Below are 21089 nucleotides of genomic sequence, written 5' to 3'. Positions count from 1 at the left end.
TTCGTTCTTTATTGGCAGATCGCCCCTCACCATGGGGCCGATCTGCCATCCAAGGGCACAGAGGGCGGCAAGTAGTGGCCTGACTCTGGGGAGAGTGTGTGGTGGCGTGGCCGTCTCTGTGCCCTTGGATGGTAGAACGCAAAATTTTCCAAACACGGCGGTGGCAGACAAGCAATGCGCAGGACTCCAAACCCTGTCTATGTGGGAGCATTACCCACCCGCCGTGCCATTCTTCATGGAGCACATGCCGCCATGCCCGGCACGACAGAGGATCACCGTGCCACAGGTTAGGCGCAGTAGGTCGTGTCAGCGCATGTGCTCCATGACTCATTTTCAAAAGGCAGGGAGAGCCAGTGCTCTGTCAGGTTTCATATGCCCGACTTGGTTGGTGCGACTCCAACCCCTGCATCCATTTTCAAATGGTCCGTTAGCTCAATCAGCCAGAGCACTCGCCTGTCGAGCGAAAGGTAGCGGGAGCATAACCCGCACGGACCGCCATTTTCAAAGGGCTCGTAGTGATAGAAGGCAGCACGGACGTTTTGCCGCTCCGGCGGCTGTGGCCAAGTCTGCTCCGCACCTCATGACGACGCGCTATCGCGCTTCAGCGCTGCACACAACAGGCGACGGAGCGTTACCGTCCGAGTCCACCATTTCAGAATCCTCGGTGATCTAACAGTAGGATGCCGCTCTGTTAAAGCGGACGCGTTGGTGCGAATGCCATGCGCGATAGCGCATCATAAAAAGCAAAGCCATTTGGCATAGCCGCAGGCAACCCAACCCGAGGAGCCATTTCAAGAGTGTGGTACAGTGCTTTGGACTGCATCTTCAAACTCAGCCGAGACGGCTGAACCACCCTTTTCAACCCTCCGTAGCTCAACTGCAGAGCACCCGCCCGATAAGTGGAAGACCGTGGAGAATCACCACGCCGAGGGACCATTTTCCAAAACGCTGGATGGCTCAGACAGATGAGCAGCGGGTTGAAAATCCGCAGAGGTTGGCGCGATACCAACTCCAGCGACCCTTTCAAAAAAGCAGTCCAGAGCTTCAGCTCGCAGCCCTTCCCAATTCAGGATTCGCACCCGACTCCCTCTGAAGACCACCCTACGGGCTAAAGCCCATGAGTACATTCCCAAGCGGCATTGATGTAACAGTAACATGCGAGTCTTCCAAACTCATCACGTCGGGGCAGCACCGACATGCCGCACCATTTTCAAAGCTCTCAAAGTGTAAGAGTCATGCACACCGCCGTGCGAAGGCGGAGGCTCGAGGTGCAAGTCCTCGTGAGAGCACCACATTCACCATGCCCCTGTGGCCGACTGAGAAAGGCACCGATCTTGTAAATCGGATGATGTGAGCGCGAATCTCACCGGGGGAGCCATTTCAGACGCTTTTCATAGTGTAATAGCAGCACTTCTCTTTGTGGAAGAGACAGAGTCGGGGCGGAACCGACTGAGAAGCCCAATTTCATCATCGTGCGCAAGGCAAAGAGCCGAGCCAGCGGTCCGCAAAACCGCGTTACCCAGTGCGAGCCTGGGGCGCACGTCCACTTTTCATCGGATACGAGAGAGCCAGCAGCACTCGCTTGCCTTGGAAGCAAGAGTAGCCCGGGGCAGCACCGGGGTATCCGACCATTTTTATTGGTCCGTAGCTCAGCGGTAGAGCGTCAGGCTCATAACCCGGAAGATGCTGGTGCAAGTTGGCCGCTTCTCAGCCTACGCAGTTAGGCTTCGCTTTGGGTCGTGCGCTATCGCGCATGGCGTTCAGCCGGACCGACCAATCACGATAGCCCTGTAGCTCAATCAGCAGAGCACGCGCCTTTGAAGCGCGGAGTTGATGGTGCAAATCCATCCAGGGCCGCCATTTCAATGCCCATGTAGTCCAACGCAGAGACAACCGCCTCAGAAGCGGGCCAGTGCGGGTGCGAGTCCTGCCATGGGCACCATTTCATGCTCCCGTAGCTCAATGTATAGAGCGCCGCGCTTCGAACGCGGAGGCTGGAGGCGAAAGTCCTTCCGGGAGTGCCCACTCAAATCATGGAACGTCAACCGGACCAGCGTGCCGGGGCTCGGTGCTAACGAGATCGTGCCGCCATCGCGAGGCATGAGGAACAGTTGATTCGCCCTCCGCCGCACGGCGGGCTCACCCTTCGGGCTGCCTGCGGCAGTCTGTCTCGTGCCCACGCCAGGGCACTCGGCTCACGACGTTCCGCCATTTCATGACCCTGTCGTCTAACTGGCCAAGACATCCGACTTTCTATCGGATAACTGCGGGTTCGAATCCCGCCGGGGTTGCCAATTTCAAAGCGAAGAGCACTGGGCGAAGGGCAGAGGGCCAAAACCTCTGTCCTCTGTTCTCCGCTCTACGCGGGCCTGAAACTTAGACAGCGAAGTAACCGGCTTTTAACCGGTTTAGCAGGGTGCATGTCCCTGCAGGCCCACCAATCAACTTTCGCAACACTTCGAAATTCGGAGTTCCTTGTTCGATATTCGACATTCAAAAAGCCCAAGCGAAATATCGAACGCCGAACAAGGAATCTCGAAGTCCGAAGTTCAGAGCAGACTCTTTACCGCCTGTTGGTGAAACAGCATCACGTCCGGCTTACATCCAGAAATCGGAGGCGCACATCCTTCACGGGCGACCCTTCTCAAATCCATCACGCATCATGATCATCCGCGTCACTCCCAAAATCCATCTCAGTGCCATCACGGCGGCGGACGAAGCCGATCTCACAGCGCATCTGCAAGATCCCGACGTGAGCCGCCACATGCTTCTCCTGCCGCATCCCTACACGCCCGAATTGGCGCGGAAGTGGATCGAGCACGCGGCAGGAGATGTGCAGCGAAACGGTCGCCAAACGATCTGGGCCATTCGGGAGGCATCGGGCCGCATGATCGGCGAAATCGAGCTGCATGCGGGTTTGCCTGCTCGCGAGCATGTGTCTGACCTCGGCTATTGGCTCGCAAAACCTTACTGGGGGCGCGGCATCATGACCGCCGTGGTCAAAACCATGGTCGAAATCGCCTTCCGCGAGTTCGGCGTGCGGCGCATCACCGCGCCCATCTTCGCGCTGAACATCGCCTCAGCCCGTGTGCTGGAGAAAAACGGCTTTCTCGTCGAAGCCCCTCTTCTGCGACGTGCCTACCAGCGCCACGGCCAGTTTTACGACGCTACGCTCTACGCCCTCGTGCGGGACTAATTCATCCTTTCCATTCCAGCAGCAGCACCCACGCCTGACCGTGTCCATTTGCGACACCAGGCACTGGCAGATGAAATCCGCCGCTGGAGGCAGCGTCATCACGGTGACATCCAATCATCTCCGTGGCGCTGTTATCTTTTCCGAGTCCGTGGCGGTTGCGGATGCATTCTAACCGCTAATTTGACGCTAATGAGACGCTGATACCTGAACTCTGAATTATACTCCCACGCAGCATGAAGTTTCATTTTGAGAAGAACTGAAAGTTCAAGGTGAGCAGAGAGTGGAGGTCCTCGGTTGTTGAGTTTAGAGTGTTGAGGCAATCGTCGATGGCGTGGCGGAAGTCGGTGAAGGTGGGGTAGTAGCGGTTGGTGAGGCAGCGCTTTTTGACCAGCTTCCACAGGCGTTCGATAAGATTGAGATTGGGGCTGTAGGCGGGTAGGAAGAGTAGTTCGATATCCAGTCTCTGGGACTGCTCGCGCACCAGTTCACAGCGTTGGTAGCGTGCGTTGTCCATTATGAGAGTGATGGCGATGTGCGGATGCTTTTCTCGGATCGTGGCAAGAAGTTCACACACACTTTGCGCATTGATATTGCCCGTGGTCCGATGCGTGATGATCTCTTTGCTGTGTGAGTCCACCGCTCCGAGCACGCTGTAGCGCTGTCGCCCGGGGGCCGTTTTGATGAAGGGGCGTGCAAAGCACCAGATGAGGCCAAGGAAGGCTCCGAGCACAAAATGGGCGGCATCAACGAAGAACACTTTGCGCTCACCTTTGGCCGCTTGCTCAAGGCGCGGAGTCATCTCCTGGGTGTAAAACTCAAGCTGGAGTTGCTCATCGACCTTGCCCGGCAGTGGAGCGCTCTTTTTCAAGGACATGCCCATGCGCTTCATGGTGCGGCGGCACTGGCTCTCGGAAAGGCGTATGCCGGTGAGTTGCTCAATGCGTTGCACAGCCATCTTGGCGTTAGCCACCGGTGCGGCGGCGAAGGAGCATTTCAGACACTGCTAGAAGGGCTCAAGACTGCTGGAGGGGCGGTAGCTGCGATCTTCGAGCACACGTTCAAGGCCGCCCTGCTGATACTCTAGCAGATAGGTGCGCAGGGTGGGCTGGCTGATGTTGAGGCACCGCCCAATGAAGCCATGGCTTGCTCCTTCATGGTGCATTCGTAGCACCAGCAGCTTGTGGTGAAAACGTTGTTCGATGTCGCTGTCTTCAAGGGCTTCGCCGATGTCTTGAAGCTGTTGGGCTGTAAGCTGGAGGTCAATCACCAATGGTAAACGCTAGCTCTAACACCCTATCTCAAACCACAATCCAGTTTTGAAAGTTTGTGATGCACGCGAGTATAGCGTCCAATCAGCGTCATATTAGCGGTTTAAAAATCACCTGCCGCAATCCCAGCGTGTCTGCCCGTGGTGCGATGCCTCATCCTTCCCGATCTATTGCTCAATGCGGGCCACATGCGTGCCGCCAAGAGGGAAGATGTGATAGCCGCAGTGCTCCGTGAAGACGCCAACCTCGTTTAATTCAGGAGCCTCGATCAAAATCGCATAGTAGAACGAAGCTTTGGAACCGTCTTCAAAGGTGATGTCCACCGAATGTGAGCATGGAAAGTCCATGGCACTCAAACGGCCATTGTCTGAGTGCCCAAGGCGTGAAACCCAATCGGCGACTTTCGCTTTCCATCGCTCAGAGTCTATCCGGCAAAAGGTTCGACAGGTTGTAACGAGGTGAGGCGTCTGGCCATGATGCCGATGAAGGCGAGGTAAACAAAGGCTTCGTGATGGCGCGGGTTCTTCTCGTGATCCCGTGTGAGTCGGCGTTGCTTCACCAGCCAGCCAAAGCTGCGCTCGATGACCCAGCGGCGCGGCAGCACCACGAAGCCCTTCTGGTCTTCGAGCTTCTTGATGATCCCCAAGGCAAAACTCGCTCCGTGACCGAAGAGTTGTCCCATGCTCTGCACGAAGGTCTCCAGCTTCCCGGCATAGCCACCATCGGCAAAGATCATCAGCAGGCTCAGGAAGCCATGGCAAAACATGCACAACAGCAGCTTTGCGCCGTCACGATCTTGCACGTCGGCGGGCGTGACCACCACGCCCAGCAGCAGGCCGTTGGTGTCGGTGAGCGCGTGGCGCTTGCGTCCCTGATCTTCTTGCCCGCGTCGTAACCGCAGCTCACAGCCGGTAGCTGCCCGCCTTTGACGCTTTGGCTGTCGATGACAGCGGCGCTGGGCATGGCGTTTTTTTTAGCATCAGGCGTGTCTGGGTGCGCAGGGCGTCGTTGAGCTTGGGCCACAAGCCCTGCTCGGTCCATTTACTCAAGGCGTCGTGAGCGGTGCTGCGGGGCGCGAGGTTCTTGGGGATCATCGACCACTGAGAGCCCGTTTTGAGCACATAGCGGATGGTGTCCAGACAGATTCGGGCGGAGTCGGGAGCTCGCAGCCTGCCTCGACAACGCTTCGCGCCAGCCGGGTAGATGATAGGCTTGATGAGTTCCCATTCCGCATCGCTGAGATCAGAATCGTAACCGGCTGGTTGATAGGGCTTGGCTGGCATCGCCCAACTTCCACTTTCAGCTTTTACTGGCTACAACTTTTTGCCGGATAGGCTCTCAGGAAGATCGTCTTGCTTCATGGCGACCAGCCTGACGGCATACAGCGCAACTCGCAATCGCGTGATTCGCATTCAGCTCAAAACTCTCCGCCTCTTTCACACTCCAAGAACGAACACCGCTGCCGGGCACCTCGTGCCCATTTCCCGTCGTCCACGACTCCATCATTTCATTCCTCCAACTCTCCAACCCCTCACCTCCATGAAACCCAACGACCTCATCCAACTCGGCGTGCCGCAGGGCGCGGCGATCCAGTTTGGCATGGACTTCATCGCGAAATTCATGGCGCAGGGTGGGGATTCGACGCGGCTGGAGGACGAGCTGGGCGCGATCATCGCGAAGCCGGAGGCGTTTCTGGGCGATCCGCTGCGCGAGGTCTTCGCGCGGGATCTGTATGCACCGGCTTACAAGCAGCGCGATGTGCTCGCACCGTGGGCACAGTGGGGCTCGGGCCTCGAGGCGCAAGCGGTGCAGCAGATGGCGAACGCGTGTGCGCTGCCGGTTGCGGTCGCGGGGGCGCTGATGCCGGATGCGCATATCGGGTATGGCTTGCCGATTGGCGGCGTGCTGGCCACGGAAGGCTGCGTGATCCCTTACGCGGTCGGTGTGGACATCGCGTGTCGCATGCGGCTCTCGGTTTATGATCGCAAGGCGGGCACCATCGCGGGTCAGAAGGACCGGCTGGCGAACATCCTCGAAAGCGAGACCTGCTTTGGCATGGGCGGCGCGTTCAAGGTGAAGCGACAGCACGAGGTCATGGACGATGACTGGGATGTCTCGCCGATCACGCGACGCTTCAAAGACAAGGCCTGGGCGCAGCTCGGTTCGAGCGGCTCCGGGAACCACTTTGTCGAGTTCGGGGCCATGGACGTGAATGCGCAGCAGTCCGCCACGCTGAAGGAGAGCGGTTTCGACATCCCACCAGGCGAATACCTCGCGCTGCTGAGCCACAGCGGCTCGCGCGGCACGGGGGCGCAGGTTTGCCAGCACTACAGCCGCATCGCGATGGATCGACGCTACGATCTGCCGAAGGAAATGAAGCACCTCGCGTGGCTGACCTTTGAGGAAGAGGCGGGCCAGGAATACTGGGCCGCGATGAACCTCATGGGCCGCTACGCCGCGGCGAATCATGCGCTCATTCACAAGCACATCGCGAAAAAGGTCGGCGCACATGTCATGCTCGACATCGAGAACCATCACAACTTTGCCTGGAAGGAAACGCACGTCGTGAACGGCGCGGAGCGCGAGGTCATCGTGCATCGCAAAGGCGCGACACCTGCTGGTGAAGGCGTGCTCGGCGTCATCCCCGGCTCGATGGCGACGCCTGGCTACGTGGTGCGCGGCAAGGGGAAACCCGAGTCGCTCCACAGCGCCTCCCACGGCGCAGGCCGCGTGATGAGCCGCTCCGCCGCGAAGCAGAGCTTCACCTGGAGCTCCGTGAAAAAGCAGCTCGCCGCCGCCGGCGTCGAACTCCTCAGCGCCGGCATCGACGAGGTGCCCGGCGTGTACAAAGACATCCACGGCGTCATGGCCGCGCAGACGGACCTCGTGGAGGTGCTGGGGGAGTTTCGGCCGCGCATTGTCAAAATGTGTCCTGAGGGGCCAGCGGAAGACTGAAAAGGTGTTCCCGGTTCTCGGTTCGCAGTTCTCGGTTGGTCGCCGAAGAACACGCAAACGCGAACCGGGAACTGAGAACCGCGAACTACCTCGCAAACACCTCAAACCCACTTTTAACCTATGAACGACATCCTCAACAAAAGCACGGTTCTCGTGCTCAACCGCAACTGGCAGGCCATTGGCGTGAAAACGCCGGTGGAGGCCTTCAGCATGATCGCGGGCGGTGCGGCGACAGCGCTGGACATCGAAACCGGCGGGCACATCCGCCCGGTGACATGGACGGAGTGGCTCACGCTGCCCGTGCGCGAGGGCGACAACGTCATCGGCACCGTCAAAGGGCCGGTGCGTGTGCCTGCGGTGCTCGTGCTGGCGAAATTCGACAAGGTGCCGAAGAAGCGGCCGAAGTTCGGCGTGCGCGGCATCTGGGAGCGCGATGGCGGTGTGTGCCAATACACCGGCCGCAAGCTGCGCCCGCACGAAGGCAACATTGATCACGTCGTGCCGCTTTCTCGCGGTGGACCCACCTCCTGGGAAAACTGCGTGCTCGCCGACAAACGCGTGAACAGCCGCAAAGGGGCGAAACTGCCTACTGAGGCCGGTTTGAAGCTGCTGCGTGCTCCCAGCGTGCCGCGTGAGGTGCCGGTGACGATGCTGATCAAGAACACGCATCGAGTGAGGGAATGGGAGATGTTCCTCACGAGCTGAAATCTTCCTCTTCCTCCTACTCTTACTCCTCCTCCCGGATCGAAGGTCTCCAGGCCTGCGATTCCGGGAGGAAGAGGAGGAGTAAGAGTAGGAGGAGGATGTGCTTTAACCGTCACCGCGCTGTATATCGGCGGCGATGGAGGGCCACGGCACTGAGGGCGAGGAGGGTGAGCAAAGTCCGAGAGGGCTCGGGGCTGGCGGTGAGGATGAGAGTGGGGCGATTGGCTACGGTGCCAAAGTTCCGCGAGTTCGTGACCATGCTGACGAGCGTATCACCTGCGGCGAGGCGGAAGCTGGCGGTGCTCCCAGCGCTGAGATCGGCGCTGAAGCCGAGGCTGGATGTTAGGGTGGCGAGTTGGGTGCCGCTGCTGGCTCCCAGATAGCCGAAGGAGCCCAGGGATTCGCTGCCAGCGGCGATGACGGCAGGCAGGGAGTTCCAGTTGGTGCTGTTTTCCAGCCAGGTGTCGTCAGCGAGCCACTCGATGAGGATCAAACCGGCGGCGTTGGCATTGAAGATGGTGTTGTTCGGAGTGGCGGCGGTGAGTTGGAGCTGGAGGCTATCGAGAGTCCAGTTCCCCGCACCGTAGGTGGCATCAAAGGTGCTTTTCACACTGGCGAGATCAAAGCGCAGGACACTCTGAAAGGCACCCTTGGTATTGCCGCTGCCACTGACAGCCAGTGCCCCTGCGCTGCCGTAATTCGTGACCGCATTGGCTGCAGAGGCATGCGTGTCTGCGATGGGCTGCAATGTGACCACCGTGGTAGCTTGGGCCATTCCAGCGAGTCCGAGTGCTAGAAGTCCGCGAATCACGGTGTGCGGGTGATTTTGAGTCGGATGAAATTCCGTGTTTCGATCCCCGCAAGCTCGCCAGAGGCGGTGACGAGAAGGATGGGAGATTCGCCACTGATGACGGCTTCGCTGACAAAGGCATTCCCAATGGGTGTGCCGCCACCTTCGCTGGTGACGACGGTGTCCCAAGTGATGAGGTCCTCGCTGGCTTGGAGCTCGTAGGTGAGATCAGTGGCACGCGGATCACGGCGAAAGGTGGCGGTGATGGTGGTATTGACGGTGTCGTCGGTGATGGTGAAGTTCAGTCCGTTGGTGGTATTCCGCACGGTGGGATTGTAGGCATAGGCGTATTCGATGAGGTTATTGATACCATCGCCGTCGTGGTCGCCGGTGGGGTCGAAGTAGGTGCCGGGAGGTGCGGTGGGGAAGTGCGTGCTATACCATGTCTCGTAAGGTGAGAGAGGTGGAGTGCTGGTGTAGCTGACGTGTAGCTTCGGGCGCTGGCTGGCATTGCTGTTTTCACGACTGAGGAATCGCTGTGCGGTGTAGGCTTGGCTTTCATCACCGATGAGTATCCAGCCAAAATTCGTCGCAGGAGCTGCGATCCAGCTCTGTACATCCGCCAGCAGCGTGCCGCCGCTCCAGGTATTGACGGGTTCGTTGAGGAAGTTCCCGACGTTCGTGGTGGAGGAGGCGGCAGCGACATAGTCACCGCCAGCGGTGGTCCATGAAGTCGGCGTGGTGGCATGATAGAAACGATGTGCCCAGGTGGCATCGTTGGTGGTCGCATTGGCCCCAGCGCCGTCTTTGCTCGTGCCTGCATTGGAGGTGCCCTCACCCCAGTCGGCAGTGAGCTTGTGCAGCTTCATGGGGAATCCCTCACCGACCTGGAGATTCACCGTCATGGACACGGAGGCACTGGTGAGTGTGGCACCCGCAGGGATGGAGCTAAGGTCATAGCGAGTGAGGGTGCGGCGCACAGCTTCATTCGCTGCGGTGCCGGTTTTTCCAGCGAAGGCATGGATGCCGACGCCGTTGCTCTTCCACGGTGCGGTGGTCTGCTGGAAGATGGTATTGTCACGGTTGGCGGGCAGAGCGAGCGTGGCGCTTTGCAGACCCTGCACCTTCCAGATGGTGCCTGCGGGCTTGCCACCAGAGAGAGCCAGCACACCAGAGGTGACTTTGGTGCCGACATACATCTCACCCGCTTCATCGACTCCGAAGGTATAGATGCGTGAGGCAGCGGGCAGCGCCGCATAGGTGCTGACCTGCACGGGGCTGCTATACACACCAGGAGAAGTCTCCTCCACACCTATGAGGATGCCATTGCCGCCGCCGATGCCATTGTAGGCATAGTCTGCGCAGAGATACTTCCCCTCCATGTCAGGAATCTCGGTGCCGCGATACACGTAGCCACCAGTGATCGAGGTGCCGAGCTTTGGCATGGGCCCGGTGCCGGAGAGTGTGGCGGAGGGATGAGCATATTCGGCGAAAGGACTGATCGTCGATGGTGGCGAGCCGCCGTAGGCCGTGATGGTGTCAAAATCGACACTGCCCTCTTTCATACGCCAGCCGAAATTCCCACCGCTGGTGATGAAATCGAGTTCCTCCACATCACCCTGGCCGACATCCGCGCAGATCATGCGTGGTGAGCCGCCGAAGCTAGCGTCAAAGCTGAATTTCCATGGATTGCGCATGCCGTAGGCATAGATTTCTCCGCGCATGGCACCATCGAGCGAGTCATCGGTGAAGTCCTGTGTCAGTCCGACAAAGGGATTGCCCGCAGGGATGCCATAGCTACCGCCGGGGCCATTCGTACCCAGTGGATCAATGCGGAGGATTTTCCCCAGCAGCGTGCGGCGGTCCTGACCATTGCCCAAACCACCTGTCACACGCTGATTGGGCGCTGCAGGCTGGGATGAGACGCCCTGAGTATGTCCGAGTTGATTGTCCATCGAGCCACCGCCGTCGCCAGCACCGATGTAGAGCAGACCATCCGGTCCGAACTCGATCTGGCCGCCATTGTGATTGCTCTGAGGCTGGCCGTAAGTGAGCACGATGCGCTTGGTGGCTGGATCGGCCACGTTCGGATTGGTCAAAGACACGCGATACTCGGCGATGACGGTCACGTTGTTCGTCGTGCCGCTCGGATCGACCGGATTGAGGGTGGCGTGCGAGTTCGGCGCAGAGTAGTTCACATAAAAGCGCCGGTAACCTGCGGCAGCGCTATTTTCGAAGTCGGGATGGAAGCATAATCCCAGCAATCCACGCTCGGTGTAACCCGTTCCAAAATTAAAGGCTGGCGAACCACCGGTCATCTCCGGCCCCACATCGAGAAAAGGCGTGGGCAGCAGCATGCCATTTTGAAAGATGAAAATCTTCCCAGGCTGATCGCAGATGAAGAGACGGCCAGAGCCATCCCCAGCATGGGTGATGACCGTGGGAGCATGGATTTGATCATCACACACGTTTTTCAGGTGCAGCGTGGGAAAGGCCGCATGGGCCGAAAAAGAGCCCAAAACCGTGATTACGGCCAAAGCACGAAAAAGCTGGTTCATAGGCTAAAAAGGCGAAAGGAGTGTTGAAGCGCCTGATTGAACCAGATCGTGCTCAAAGCGGCAAGCGGGCATTTTCGCTGACTCTGCGGGCGCATCGGCCGCCTCTGCGAGGAGGCACGCGACCAGGGCGGCTTGCTCACGCAGGAAGACCTCGCGCAGATCCTCTCCTGCGATGCACGAACCGTGCGCCGCGACATCAAGGCGCTCAAAGACCTCGGCATCCATCCCCACGCGTGGACAGCAAAAAGACATCGGCCCGACACTCACCCACAAAGGTGTAGCCATCCGCCACTGGCTCGAGGGCAAGGAGCCGAAGGAAGTCGCCCGCGCCATCAACCACTCCCCTGCGCGCCGTCGAGCGCTACCTCAACCACTTCGCCCGCGTCATCTACTGCGTCCTCCACGGCTTCAGCGTACTGCAAACCGCCTTCGCGCTGGGCATCAGCAACGTTTCCGTCCACGCCTACCTCGACATCTACCAAGAGTTCAAAAGCAAAGAAGGATTCAAGCTGCGAGTCGCAGAACTCGAGGCCATCGGCACGGCGCACCACGAAAGTGGTGATACCAAAACGGGGGCGCTTTTGGCACCCACAAAGTGTATCAACTCATCGCCGATAGGAACCACGCAGCCATGAGCGACCGACTCCAACACGCCCGCGACACCTTCGGCCCACAGTGCTACAAAACCTTCGAAGGAGCCCTCAGCGCCTTCATCGCCGCCGAATGCCCCCAGCTCGGAGGACTCCTCACGCGCAAAGCCCGGATGCAAGCCATCGCCCAGCTCGTCACCGCGCACTATCCCAGCACCACCCACATGGCCCAAGGCCAAGTGCGCTGGACCGCCGTGCATAAAGACGAGACCAGTAGCTACGGTAAAACCATCACCCAGAGCCAGCTCACCCCCGTCGTGCTCGATCTGCTGCAAAACAGCGAAGTGCAGGCCCGCGCCGAAGGCACCAAGCTACGCAAAGTGAAAAAAGAAGCCGTCGCCCGCCTCTTTTGACTCGCTCCCGCCGCCCATCCCGCTCGCCCTGCGGGCGCTCCTTCGTCGCGTCTGTTTCACTCCGTTCGGCTCCCAAGCCTACGAGCAACACGGCGTGCTCACCAACGCCGAAGTCTCGCTGTTGCTCAAACTCTCACCCAGCACCGTTGATATCTACCGGCGCGAATGGGAAGACGAGCACCAGCGCATGCTGCCCACCCGCGGCAGCATCCACGACATGGGCACCACGCTCACGCACAAGAAGATCATCCTGCAAAAGCTCATCTTCGAGGGCAAGAACGTGCAGACCGTATGCCGCGAACCGACCGAAGGGAGATAGCCAGCCGCAGGCTGCCCGCAGGGCGAGCGCAGCGAGGCAAACCGACCACAGCCCAGAAGCCGTGCTGCGCTACACCACCAACTTCAAACAAGTGCTCATGTGCAAAAGCAAAGGGCTCGACGTAGCGCAAACCAGCTTTGCCACCAAGCTCAGCTCGAGGTTCATCGAAGAGCACCTCGCTCTCATCGAAGAGCACCGCGCCCGTTACGCCGATCTCCCCAACGGAGAGTCCTCCCGTCTGGAGGACATCATCAAAAAACTCGACCAAAGCACCAACCCCAGCCATCCTATGCCTCAACCAACCCCATGAGCCGCTGATCGCCAGCACTCACAGGACACACACCCACAGCCGGACAGGTGCCCTTAATTTCTTTGAGAGATGGGAAATGAAGATCAAGAGCATGTGCAAGACTATAAAAGCCCTTTCAAGTCTGAGGCGGAGGCGGATGAACCAAACACGAAGAACAAGGAACAAGAAACTCCATGATCCTCGGTCCTTCTGCTCCTCAAGAACCGGTGGTTCGCCGCATGAGGATTCTGGTGCGGGGCTTCACCACCTGCGGCCCTGGAGGGCATAGCCGCCGAGTGCGAGGGCTCCGAGGATGCCGCTTTGATCTTTGAGGCCGGGTGGGCGGATGAAGTCGTCTAAGCCGGCTCCGGTTTCGTGGACGCGGAGGTAGTTGTTGAGGACTTTGGAGAATTTCCCACGGATGAGCGGGAGGATGTGTGCCTGGCTCATGACGCCACCGCCGAGGATGATGCGGCGTGGGCAGAGGGTGAGGGTGATATTGGCGAGGGCATGGGCCATGACATCGGCGACTTCTTCCCATGCGGGGTGCTCCTCTGGCAGGGCGTCTGCTTTGACTCCCCAGCGCACGGCGAGTGCTGCGCCGCTGATGTAGCCTTCGACGCAGCTTTTGTGGAAGGGGCAGTGGCAGATGGCCTGCACGGCGCTGCTGTTCGATGGGGGTGGGACCATGATGTGGCCCATTTCTGGATGCAGCAGTCCATGGAGGAGCTGGCCATGGACTAATGCCCCTCCGCCGACTCCGGTGCCGACGGTGATGTAAACGAGTGGGTCGATGCCCTGCCCCGCGCCCCAGAGGTATTCGCCGAGCACGGCGGCATTGACATCGGTATCGAGGGCGACGGGGACGTGGTAGCGTGTCCTGAGCATGCTGGCGACATCGACGAACTGCCAGCCGGGCTTGGGGGTGGTGGTGATGTAGCCGTAGGTTTTGCTATTCGTATCGAGGTCGATGGGGCCAAAGGAGCCGATGCCGATGGCCTGGAAGGGGCCGTGCTTGGACTTCATCATGGAGAGGTGGCGGCAGACCTCTGTGAGTGTGGCCTCTGGGGTGGTGGTGGGAAAGCGTGCGATGTCGCGTAGGTCATCCGGGCCGGTGCCGATGGCGCAGACGAATTTGGTGCCACCGGCCTCGATGGCGGCGATGAGGGGCTTTTCAGTTGTGGTGATCATGCCAGTTTCTGGACGGCGGCTGAGTCACGGATGCCTAGGCTGGCGTAGATCTCGCGGGTGGCGTGGGATTTATTCAGCGTATAGAAGTGGATGCCGTCCACGCCGTGATCGAGCAGGTCGTGGCACTGCTCGGTGGCGTAGTGGATGCCTACTTTCTGGACGGCGGCTTCATCATTGCCGCAGCGCTGGATGGCGCGGAGGAGCTTCGCAGGATAGCGGGCACCGGCGGCGAGCTCGGCCATGCGGCGCATGCCTGAGGCGCTGGTGATGGGCATGATACCTGCGATGATGGGCACATGGATTCCGGCGAGGCGGCAACGGGCACGGAAGTCGAGGAAGTCGTGATTGTCGAAGAAGAGCTGGGTGCAGATGTAATCGGCCCCGGCATCGACTTTGGCCTTCAGGTGGTCCATTTCGAGGACGCGGTTCGGTGTGGTGGGGTGCCCTTCTGGGAAACCCGCGACGCCGATGCCGAATCCGCGCTTATCTGGATGCCCGCCGAGTTCATTGAATTTCTTGATGAAGGCGACGAGGTCGGCTGCGTGCTGGAAGGCATCTTTGGCGCGGTCGTAGCCGGCGAGGTTTTTGGGTGGATCACCGCCGAGGGCCAAAATATTGCTCACTCCGGCCTCTGCATAGCGCTCGAGGATGGACTGGATGTCTGCCTCACTGTGGCAGACGCAGGTGAGATGGGGAACGGGATCGAGGCTGGTGGTTTTTTGATCCGCACGACGAGATCATGCGTGAGGCTCGCGGGTGGAGCCGCCTGCGCCGTAGGTCACACTGACGAAATCGGGCTTATGGGCCTCTAGTTCCCCAATGGTGCCGAAAAGGGCCTCAGAGGCCTCCGCAGACTTGGGTGGGAAGAACTCGAAGGAGAGTGTGGGCTTTTGTTTGTTGAAAATGTCCTCGATATGCATGGAGTGGGCGGAAAGAGCCGAAAATGGCCGCTTACACAACCATGCTTTGCTCGTTTGCGCAGCATGAAAAAGCGGCCATTCGCTACCCGAATGGCCGCTGATGGGTGCTTCCTGACGGCGGAATCAACGCATGTCGCTGATTTTCACCGGCTTGCCACCCTGCTCGGCGCTCTTGTCTGCGGCGAAGATGACTTCGAAGGTCTTGAGGGATTCTTCAAAGCTGGTGAGTGGCATGGGCTTGCCTGCATCGAGGGAGTCGAAGAAGGCCTGGAACTGGCTCTGATAGGGATGGTCGCTGACGTCGCCACTATCGAGCATTTTCATGGAGAGCTTGCTCCAGTGCTGCTTATCGGTGTGCAGCTTCATGGAGTGGAATTTATCATCCAATAGGCTGCCCTGGCTGCCACAGAGGTGGGTGTGGAAGTAGTAGGGCTGGAGGCAGTCCACGATGGCTGCGGACTTGCCGACCGAGCCATTTTTGAAGTGCAGGATGGTGACGCTGCTGGTGTCGTATTCGTAGGGTTTGAAGATGTCGCTGCTGCTCTTGGTGGAGAAGGAGCTGACGCTTTCGACTTCATTGCCCATCATCATGAGCAGGGCATCCAGGGCATGGCAGCCAGCGGTGAGCAGGGCGCTGCCGCCGTCCTTTTTGCCCGTATTCCAGCGGAACTGGCCGTACCAGGGGCCGATGCCATGATAGTAGTCGATTTCACCGTAGTGCAGCTTTCCGAGCAAACCTTCATCAATGAGTGCCTTGGTGACGGTGAATTGGTTTGAAAAGCGGCACTCGAAGCAGACGCAGCCCTGCACGCCATTGGCCTTGGTAGCGGCGGCGATTTCACGGACTTCCTGGAGGCTATTGGCCATGGGTTTTTCCAGGATGACATGTTTCTTGGCGTTTGCGGCGGCGATGGCCTGATCGCGGTGCTGGCTGGGATAGCTGGTGATGTCCACCACATGGATGTCTGGGTCTGCCAGCATGGCATCGGTGCTGGTGTAGCTTTTCATGGGGCGCCCATATTTGGCGCTGAGCTCGGCGTCATCGAGCTTACGAGACGAGTAGATCGCGGTGACTTGGCCCTGGGTGGTTTTATTGATCGCTTCGATGTGGGCGGTGGCCGCCCAGCCGTATCCGATTATGCCGACGTTGTATTTTTTCATGGTGGAGTGAGGAGAGAACTCAAACGCACCCAAAAACACTCTTTTTTGTCAATCATGCACATTTGATTCTCCAAAAGAGCCAATGGCTACGATTTGCGCAGGCCACAGCCAAGGATTCTTCCCACCGAAGATTGCTTTTTATGGGGCAGGCGGGCGTTTTTCAGAATTGGACCCGCCACCCGTCGGTTTACCGACAGCGGCCGCGAGGAGATCGTCCTTCGTGGCCCATTTATGGACTTCCTTGCCGTTTTTATCAAAGATGCGCACGGCGAGTCCACCGACGGCGTCTGACTGTTGAGCGTTCTCGCCGTTGATGTAGTAAAAACCGCCGTCGAGCTTCTGTTTGCTCAAAATGATCTCCGAGGTGTCGAGGGTTATCGAGCTGGCCCCGGCGATGGCAGGGATATTGGAGCTGCCAGAGGTCTCGATCCGAGCGGAGCCCTTGCCTTTCCCAGAGTCGGCACGGCGAAAGCACCAGTAGTCGAGGCGCAAGTCCCCGACAGCCGCCGGGAGCCGGTTCTTGATATTGATTTTATAGACCCAGGTTTCCTCTTCGTAGGTGGTGTTATTGCGGCGGGTCTTTGTCTCATTGAGCTTCTTTTTCGTGTAGGTGACATCGAAGCTGTATTTCGTGTTTGAGGCAGCCCATTCGGTGATGAATTTCTGATCTGCTTCACTAAAGGTGGTGACGGGGACCGCGAAGGTGCGCTTGTCAGTGACACGTTGCAGCGTCACCTGCCCAGCAGCGGCAGCGACGATCTCGGCATCGAGTTTACGCCCCTGAGTATCCGTGAATTCACGAGCTGGGAGGGCGGAGGCCGTAATAAGCAGAATAGCGGGGATGAAAGCGGGAGTTTTCATGGTGTAGATCTGGAGTGCGCGTCCGAAACGCGGCAAGACTAAGCACCTTTCGCACTTTTTTCATCTAATCTACGGGCGACCATCGGCGTCGCTCCTATTTGCAGGTCACCAGCGTGACTACAGCCCTCATTTCTTCCCACCAGCGGCTTCTTGGCGGAGCTGTTCGAGGCGGCTGAGTGGTTTCGCAGCGGGTGCGGCAGCAGCAGGCTTGGGGGCTTCCTTGGGCTTGTTCGCGGCGACCACTGGGGCAGCAGGTGGTGGCGCGACGACCTTGCGCGGGGCGTCGATCCGCAGGATGGAGCCAAGGGCGATTCGGTGCGTGGTGGTGCCACCAGCAACAGGGACATCGACTCGGACAAAGAGATTACCTTGTTTGCCGACCGGCGACTTGTTCGTGGTTTTGACCTTAAAGGCGACCTCTTTGGTTTCCTTGGTGATTTCGGCGCTTTCGATTTCGATGGTGTCGGGCACGCCAAGGACCTGGGCTTTCGCGCTGCCTTCAAAGGGCTTCAGGTGCTCCAGCTTGGCGACCATGACGCTTTCTTTCCCCTGCTCCACGGCCACGAGCGGGATGGCCGGTGCGGTGAGGTAGGCCGTGGTGGTGGTGACCTCGGTAAATGGGCTCGCGTTGTAGATGCGGCCATTCCCAGCATCGACCTCGCCCATGACGGTGTAGTTCCATTTCCCGTCGGTGACAGCGCCGTTCGCATCGAGGTTAAAGACGCATTCATTTTGGCCTTCAGGGATGGTTTGCTCACCGAGGCAGCTCACACCGGGGCTTTTCCAGATCATGAAGACGCGGATGGCATTTTTGAAGCCTTCTTTCCGTTTCGCAGTGACTTTGAGGTCCTGCACACCATTGGCGACGAGCGCGGTGGTGGGCTTTCCGATCTCCAGGGAGTAGGGAGCCTCGTCAATGACGGCGACGGGCAATTTGTCTTCGATTTCCGTGTAATAGACGACGTTGCCACTGCGCACGACGTCAAACTCCTGGCGCAGTTTGCCGATGGTTTTGGTGTTCGGGTCGAGAGGATTGAGCTTGAGCGGGACCGTCTGGTGTCCGAGCGGGGCATCCGCTGCGGCTTCAAAGAGGAGCGGAACGTTGCCGAGATCTTTGGGTGCTAGCTCGGTGAGCAGCTTCACGCCAGCAGGGAGGCTCGGTGCGGTGAATTTGAAATCACCACCGACGTTGTTGCGGGAAATGTTCACCAGGGTGGCATATCGGCCACCTTTGGGCACGGCGATGAATTGGCGGTAGTGCGTGTCGTTCACCGTGAATTGTGGCGAAGCAAAATAGAGGTCTGGCTCGGCAGCGATGAGCTCGATCCGATAGACGAAATTCGGACCACCGCGATCCAGGTGATCGGTGACGCGGATGAAGTAATCACCGTCGGCTGGGATATTTACTTTCACCTTGCTATCGAGGCGGCGGCGGCCACCACCGTCGTCATTGCTAGCGAGAGCGCTGCCTTTGGCATTGTAGATGTTGACCACGCTATCGAGCGGGCTGCCGAGGCTCTGGGCAAAGGTCTGCATCTCCAGCGCCATGCCTTTTTTGAGAGGCACTTTGAAGTAATCGACGTCGCCAGCCTTTGCGATGATGCCATTGATGGCGATGGGCTCACCCGCGGCAGGCGAGGCAGTGGCTTGGTCCTCGTTCGGCTCGACTTCGAGGGCATTGTCAAAATGTACCAAGCGGAAGGGATTGCCACTGGGAGCGGGCTCCTGCGTCTTCGAATAGAGCATGAAGGAAGGATCGACCTCCCCAGGGAGCTGCGCCTCCTCCTCAAAGCTGCCATCACGCTCAATGAAGCGCACATGCGTCTTGCTGCCAATCTTGCCACCGGCGGGATAAACCACATCTGGGCGGCGATACCCACCGACATGCAGGCGGTAAAAACTATTGCCGCCGCCCCGATAGGACGACTCACGGATCATGACCGTATAATCACCATCTTCCTCGGCCACGTAGGAGCAATAGCCGTCTTGGCGGTGGAGGATGGTGTCATCGGAGATGACCTTCTCAAAGCGTTCCTTGTCGATGATGGCGAGGAAGGGGTCAAAAACCGTGTAACCGAGGCGCAGGCCATCGACCTCGACAGAGATGCGCTGGCCTTTTTTCAGGCTCAGGCGGTAGTAGTCCACATCCTCGTTCTGCACCACGCCTTCGACCGTTTGATTCATGGAGATGATCTGCGGGGTCTCAAAGTCACTGTTGGGCTCTTTTTCGTCCACGTTGGGGAAGATGCCGACGAAAAACTGACGTGGGTGAGAGATGCCAGTCTTGGTGCGGATGCGCATGAAGTGGTTCCCTGGCAGTACCTCTGGCGCGATGGCGAGCGTGAGGTCCACTTTGCCATTTTCAGCCTTCTCCACACTCTTTTGCGTGAAGCCAGGAGTGAAGAAAATGAGGCTCTCAAAATCCGCGAGGCGGTTGCCTGTCAGAGTCAGCTTCACCTCAGTCCCCCGCTGCCCACCATTGGGCTTCAAGCCACTGAACTCTGGGTAGGATGCATGGACTGCCGTTGTGGCAAAACAAACTGCTGCGAGGAAAAAATGACGATATGGGGACATAGCGGTGAATTTGGGGTTCTTCTCGTACGCGGATGTAAGGGTGAAAATTACGCCCAGGATACAGTTTCGTCGTGAGTAAGGCTACTCGCACAAAAAAAGATCCTGGCTTTTCGCTGGCTCGCTCAGCCTCTGGTCGAATAGGGTTTAAAACTCACCCGCAGCCTATTTTCGATCTCGGTGATCTGCGCCTTCTCAGTCGGTTCGATCAGGGCCAAAGACATGCCTTTGTTCCCTGCGCGGGCGGTGCGTCCGCTCCGATGCGTGTAGTACTCGATCTGGTCTGGGAGCTGGTGGTGAATGACAAAGCTCAAGCCCGCTACGTCGATGCCACGCGCAGCCACATCGGTCGCGACGACGAATTGCACACGCTCCTTTTTGAAGGCCCGCATCACCTTATCTCGCTCCTTTTGCATCAGATCGCCCTGGAGCACCTCCACGGCGAAGCCTTGCTCACGGAGTTCGTTACAGAGATCCATCGCGCCATGCTTCGTCCGGCAAAAAATGAGGCCGCGTTGCTCCTTTTGGCGTTTGAGGAAGTTGGTGATGAAAGCGGTCTTTTCTGCCCGCTTACAGATCGCGAAGCGGTGGTCGATGTCGCGATTGACCACATTCGCGGTGTCGATCTGGAGGCGGTGGGCGCTCACAGACATGCAGCCCTTGATCAGCGCCTCGATGGACTCTGGGAAGGTCGCAGAAAAGAGCCAAGTGCTGCGACGCATGGCCGCGAGCTTCAAAATCTCGCCAAGCTGCTTTTTAAAGCCCATGCTCAGCATCTCATCCGCCTCATCTAGCACGACGTAGCGCACGAATTCGAGCGTGAGGGCATCTTTTTCCAGCAGATCGAGCAAGCGACCAGGCGTGGCGACGACGATGTGCGTCGGACGGCGCAGACGCTCGATTTGCTGGTCGATATTGTCACCCCACCGGCGACTTCGATGAAGATTTTGTCCGTGTACTTCGTGAATCGAAAGAGCTGCTTGCCGATCTGCTTTGCCAGCTCGCGAGTGGGTGCCAGGACCAGTCCCTGCACGTCCCTGTGCATCGGGTCCATCCGCATCAGCAGCGGCAGTCCAAAGGCCGCCGTCTTCCCCGTGCCGGTCTGCGCCTGGGTGATGAGATCGCTGCCTTTTTCGATCAGAAATGGGATCACCTGCTGCTGCACAGGTGTGGGATTCACGATGCCCAGCTCCTCCAAAGCGCGGATCATAGCCTGCGGGACGCCGAGTTCGATAAATGGGTGTGACATGTTGCCCTTCTCCTGCGCCGAAATATGCCGAATGCCAAGGAACAAATCGCCTC

The 21089-nt window shown here is 58.7% G+C and carries 18 protein-coding genes, 7 tRNA genes and 2 pseudogenes; 14 read left to right on the top strand and 13 right to left on the bottom strand.

The features are described 5' to 3' along the window. Positions 1 to 421 precede the first annotated feature (421 nt). From IPK32_18540 to IPK32_18505, 8 genes are all read left to right on the top strand, one after another. Positions 422 to 498: transfer RNA gene (locus tag IPK32_18540), tRNA-Asp, on the top strand. A 364-nt stretch (positions 499 to 862) separates the two neighbouring features. Beyond that, positions 863 to 936 (top strand) — tRNA-Ile (locus tag IPK32_18535). A gap of 365 nt (positions 937 to 1301) precedes the next feature. Next, positions 1302 to 1378, top strand: a tRNA-Thr gene (locus tag IPK32_18530). Between the two features lie 489 nt (positions 1379 to 1867). Beyond that, positions 1868 to 1942: transfer RNA gene (locus IPK32_18525), tRNA-Leu, on the top strand. A 6-nt stretch (positions 1943 to 1948) separates the two neighbouring features. Continuing rightward, positions 1949 to 2021, top strand: a tRNA-Arg gene (locus IPK32_18520). A 196-nt stretch (positions 2022 to 2217) separates the two neighbouring features. Next, a tRNA-Glu gene (locus IPK32_18515) sits at positions 2218 to 2294 on the top strand. A 71-nt stretch (positions 2295 to 2365) separates the two neighbouring features. After that, positions 2366 to 2440 (top strand) — tRNA-Lys (locus tag IPK32_18510). Between the two features lie 222 nt (positions 2441 to 2662). Then, on the top strand, positions 2663 to 3196 hold the full coding sequence (locus tag IPK32_18505) for a GNAT family N-acetyltransferase (protein ID MBK8093907.1): 534 nt from the start codon (positions 2663 to 2665) through the stop codon (positions 3194 to 3196). A 241-nt stretch (positions 3197 to 3437) separates the two neighbouring features. Here the strand turns inward: IPK32_18505 and IPK32_18500 are convergent, their stop codons facing one another. The 5 genes from IPK32_18500 to IPK32_18480 all read right to left on the bottom strand — a co-directional run bounded on the left by IPK32_18500 (position 3438) and on the right by IPK32_18480 (position 5747). Then, positions 3438 to 4151, bottom strand: a complete 714-nt coding sequence (locus IPK32_18500; GenBank protein MBK8093906.1) for an IS630 family transposase — start codon at positions 4149 to 4151, stop codon at positions 3438 to 3440. Between the two features lie 48 nt (positions 4152 to 4199). Further along, positions 4200 to 4463, bottom strand: a complete 264-nt coding sequence (locus IPK32_18495) for a helix-turn-helix domain-containing protein (GenBank protein MBK8093905.1) — start codon at positions 4461 to 4463, stop codon at positions 4200 to 4202. A 168-nt stretch (positions 4464 to 4631) separates the two neighbouring features. Further along, positions 4632 to 4787 carry a hypothetical protein gene (locus tag IPK32_18490; GenBank protein MBK8093904.1) on the bottom strand — a complete coding sequence of 52 codons (156 nt, stop codon included), beginning with the start codon at positions 4785 to 4787 and terminating at the stop codon, positions 4632 to 4634. Positions 4788 to 4888: 101 nt separating this feature from the next. After that, a complete protein-coding gene (locus IPK32_18485) occupies positions 4889 to 5365 on the bottom strand; it encodes a transposase (GenBank protein ID MBK8093903.1) in 477 nt (158 codons plus the stop codon). A 1-nt stretch (position 5366) separates the two neighbouring features. Then, the gene (locus IPK32_18480; GenBank protein MBK8093902.1) at positions 5367 to 5747 is read right to left on the bottom strand and encodes a transposase; all 381 of its coding nucleotides are present in this window, start codon (positions 5745 to 5747) and stop codon (positions 5367 to 5369) included. A gap of 256 nt (positions 5748 to 6003) precedes the next feature. Here IPK32_18480 and IPK32_18475 point away from each other — a divergent pair, with 256 nt between their 5' ends. Next, complete coding sequence (locus IPK32_18475) at positions 6004 to 7419, top strand: RtcB family protein (protein MBK8093901.1); 1416 nt, start codon at positions 6004 to 6006, stop codon at positions 7417 to 7419. Between the two features lie 120 nt (positions 7420 to 7539). Continuing rightward, positions 7540 to 8124, top strand: coding sequence for an HNH endonuclease (locus tag IPK32_18470; GenBank protein MBK8093900.1), 585 nt, complete (start codon positions 7540 to 7542; stop codon positions 8122 to 8124). Between the two features lie 112 nt (positions 8125 to 8236). Here IPK32_18470 and IPK32_18465 read toward each other — a convergent pair whose 3' ends face one another. Together IPK32_18465 and IPK32_18460 are read right to left on the bottom strand one after the other, a co-directional pair. After that, positions 8237 to 8935, bottom strand: coding sequence for a hypothetical protein (locus IPK32_18465; GenBank protein ID MBK8093899.1), 699 nt, complete (start codon positions 8933 to 8935; stop codon positions 8237 to 8239). Then, a complete protein-coding gene (locus IPK32_18460) occupies positions 8932 to 11472 on the bottom strand; it encodes a PQQ-dependent sugar dehydrogenase (protein ID MBK8093898.1) in 2541 nt (846 codons plus the stop codon). The genes IPK32_18465 and IPK32_18460 overlap by 4 nt, the downstream gene beginning before the upstream one ends. A 93-nt stretch (positions 11473 to 11565) precedes the next feature. Here IPK32_18460 and IPK32_18455 point away from each other — a divergent pair, with 93 nt between their 5' ends. From IPK32_18455 to IPK32_18440, 4 genes are all read left to right on the top strand, one after another. Beyond that, a complete protein-coding gene (locus IPK32_18455) occupies positions 11566 to 12090 on the top strand; it encodes a DUF1670 domain-containing protein (GenBank protein MBK8093897.1) in 525 nt (174 codons plus the stop codon). A gap of 13 nt (positions 12091 to 12103) precedes the next feature. Beyond that, positions 12104 to 12475, top strand: a complete 372-nt coding sequence (locus IPK32_18450) for a DUF1670 domain-containing protein (protein MBK8093896.1) — start codon at positions 12104 to 12106, stop codon at positions 12473 to 12475. 94 nt (positions 12476 to 12569) lie between these two features. Next, positions 12570 to 12794 (top strand): DUF1670 domain-containing protein, encoded by a 225-nt coding sequence (locus tag IPK32_18445; GenBank protein MBK8093895.1) that lies wholly within the window; start codon positions 12570 to 12572, stop codon positions 12792 to 12794. Between the two features lie 61 nt (positions 12795 to 12855). Next, complete coding sequence (locus IPK32_18440) at positions 12856 to 13104, top strand: hypothetical protein (GenBank protein ID MBK8093894.1); 249 nt, start codon at positions 12856 to 12858, stop codon at positions 13102 to 13104. 240 nt (positions 13105 to 13344) lie between these two features. On the opposite strand, the gene IPK32_18435 is transcribed toward IPK32_18440, so the two are convergent. From IPK32_18435 to IPK32_18410, 6 genes and pseudogenes are all read right to left on the bottom strand, one after another. Then, the gene (locus IPK32_18435; protein MBK8093893.1) at positions 13345 to 14274 is read right to left on the bottom strand and encodes an ROK family protein; all 930 of its coding nucleotides are present in this window, start codon (positions 14272 to 14274) and stop codon (positions 13345 to 13347) included. Then, positions 14271 to 15194 (bottom strand): annotated as a pseudogene (gene metF, locus IPK32_18430) (methylenetetrahydrofolate reductase [NAD(P)H]). Before metF ends, IPK32_18435 begins: the two are co-directional and overlap by 4 nt. Before the next feature lie 123 nt (positions 15195 to 15317). After that, on the bottom strand, positions 15318 to 16355 hold the full coding sequence (locus IPK32_18425; protein MBK8093892.1) for a Gfo/Idh/MocA family oxidoreductase: 1038 nt from the start codon (positions 16353 to 16355) through the stop codon (positions 15318 to 15320). A gap of 138 nt (positions 16356 to 16493) precedes the next feature. After that, on the bottom strand, positions 16494 to 17216 hold the full coding sequence (locus tag IPK32_18420) for a hypothetical protein (GenBank protein ID MBK8093891.1): 723 nt from the start codon (positions 17214 to 17216) through the stop codon (positions 16494 to 16496). Between the two features lie 126 nt (positions 17217 to 17342). Beyond that, a complete protein-coding gene (locus tag IPK32_18415) occupies positions 17343 to 19790 on the bottom strand; it encodes a PPC domain-containing protein (protein ID MBK8093890.1) in 2448 nt (815 codons plus the stop codon). A gap of 122 nt (positions 19791 to 19912) precedes the next feature. Then, positions 19913 to 21036: pseudogene (locus IPK32_18410) on the bottom strand (DEAD/DEAH box helicase). Positions 21037 to 21089: the final 53 nt, after the last annotated feature.

The organism is Verrucomicrobiaceae bacterium (assembly GCA_016713035.1).
In the GTDB taxonomy this organism is placed as follows: domain Bacteria; phylum Verrucomicrobiota; class Verrucomicrobiia; order Verrucomicrobiales; family Verrucomicrobiaceae; genus Prosthecobacter.
The sequence above is the reverse complement of the archived record's forward strand: the minus strand, read 5'-3'. Positions and strand labels throughout refer to the sequence as shown.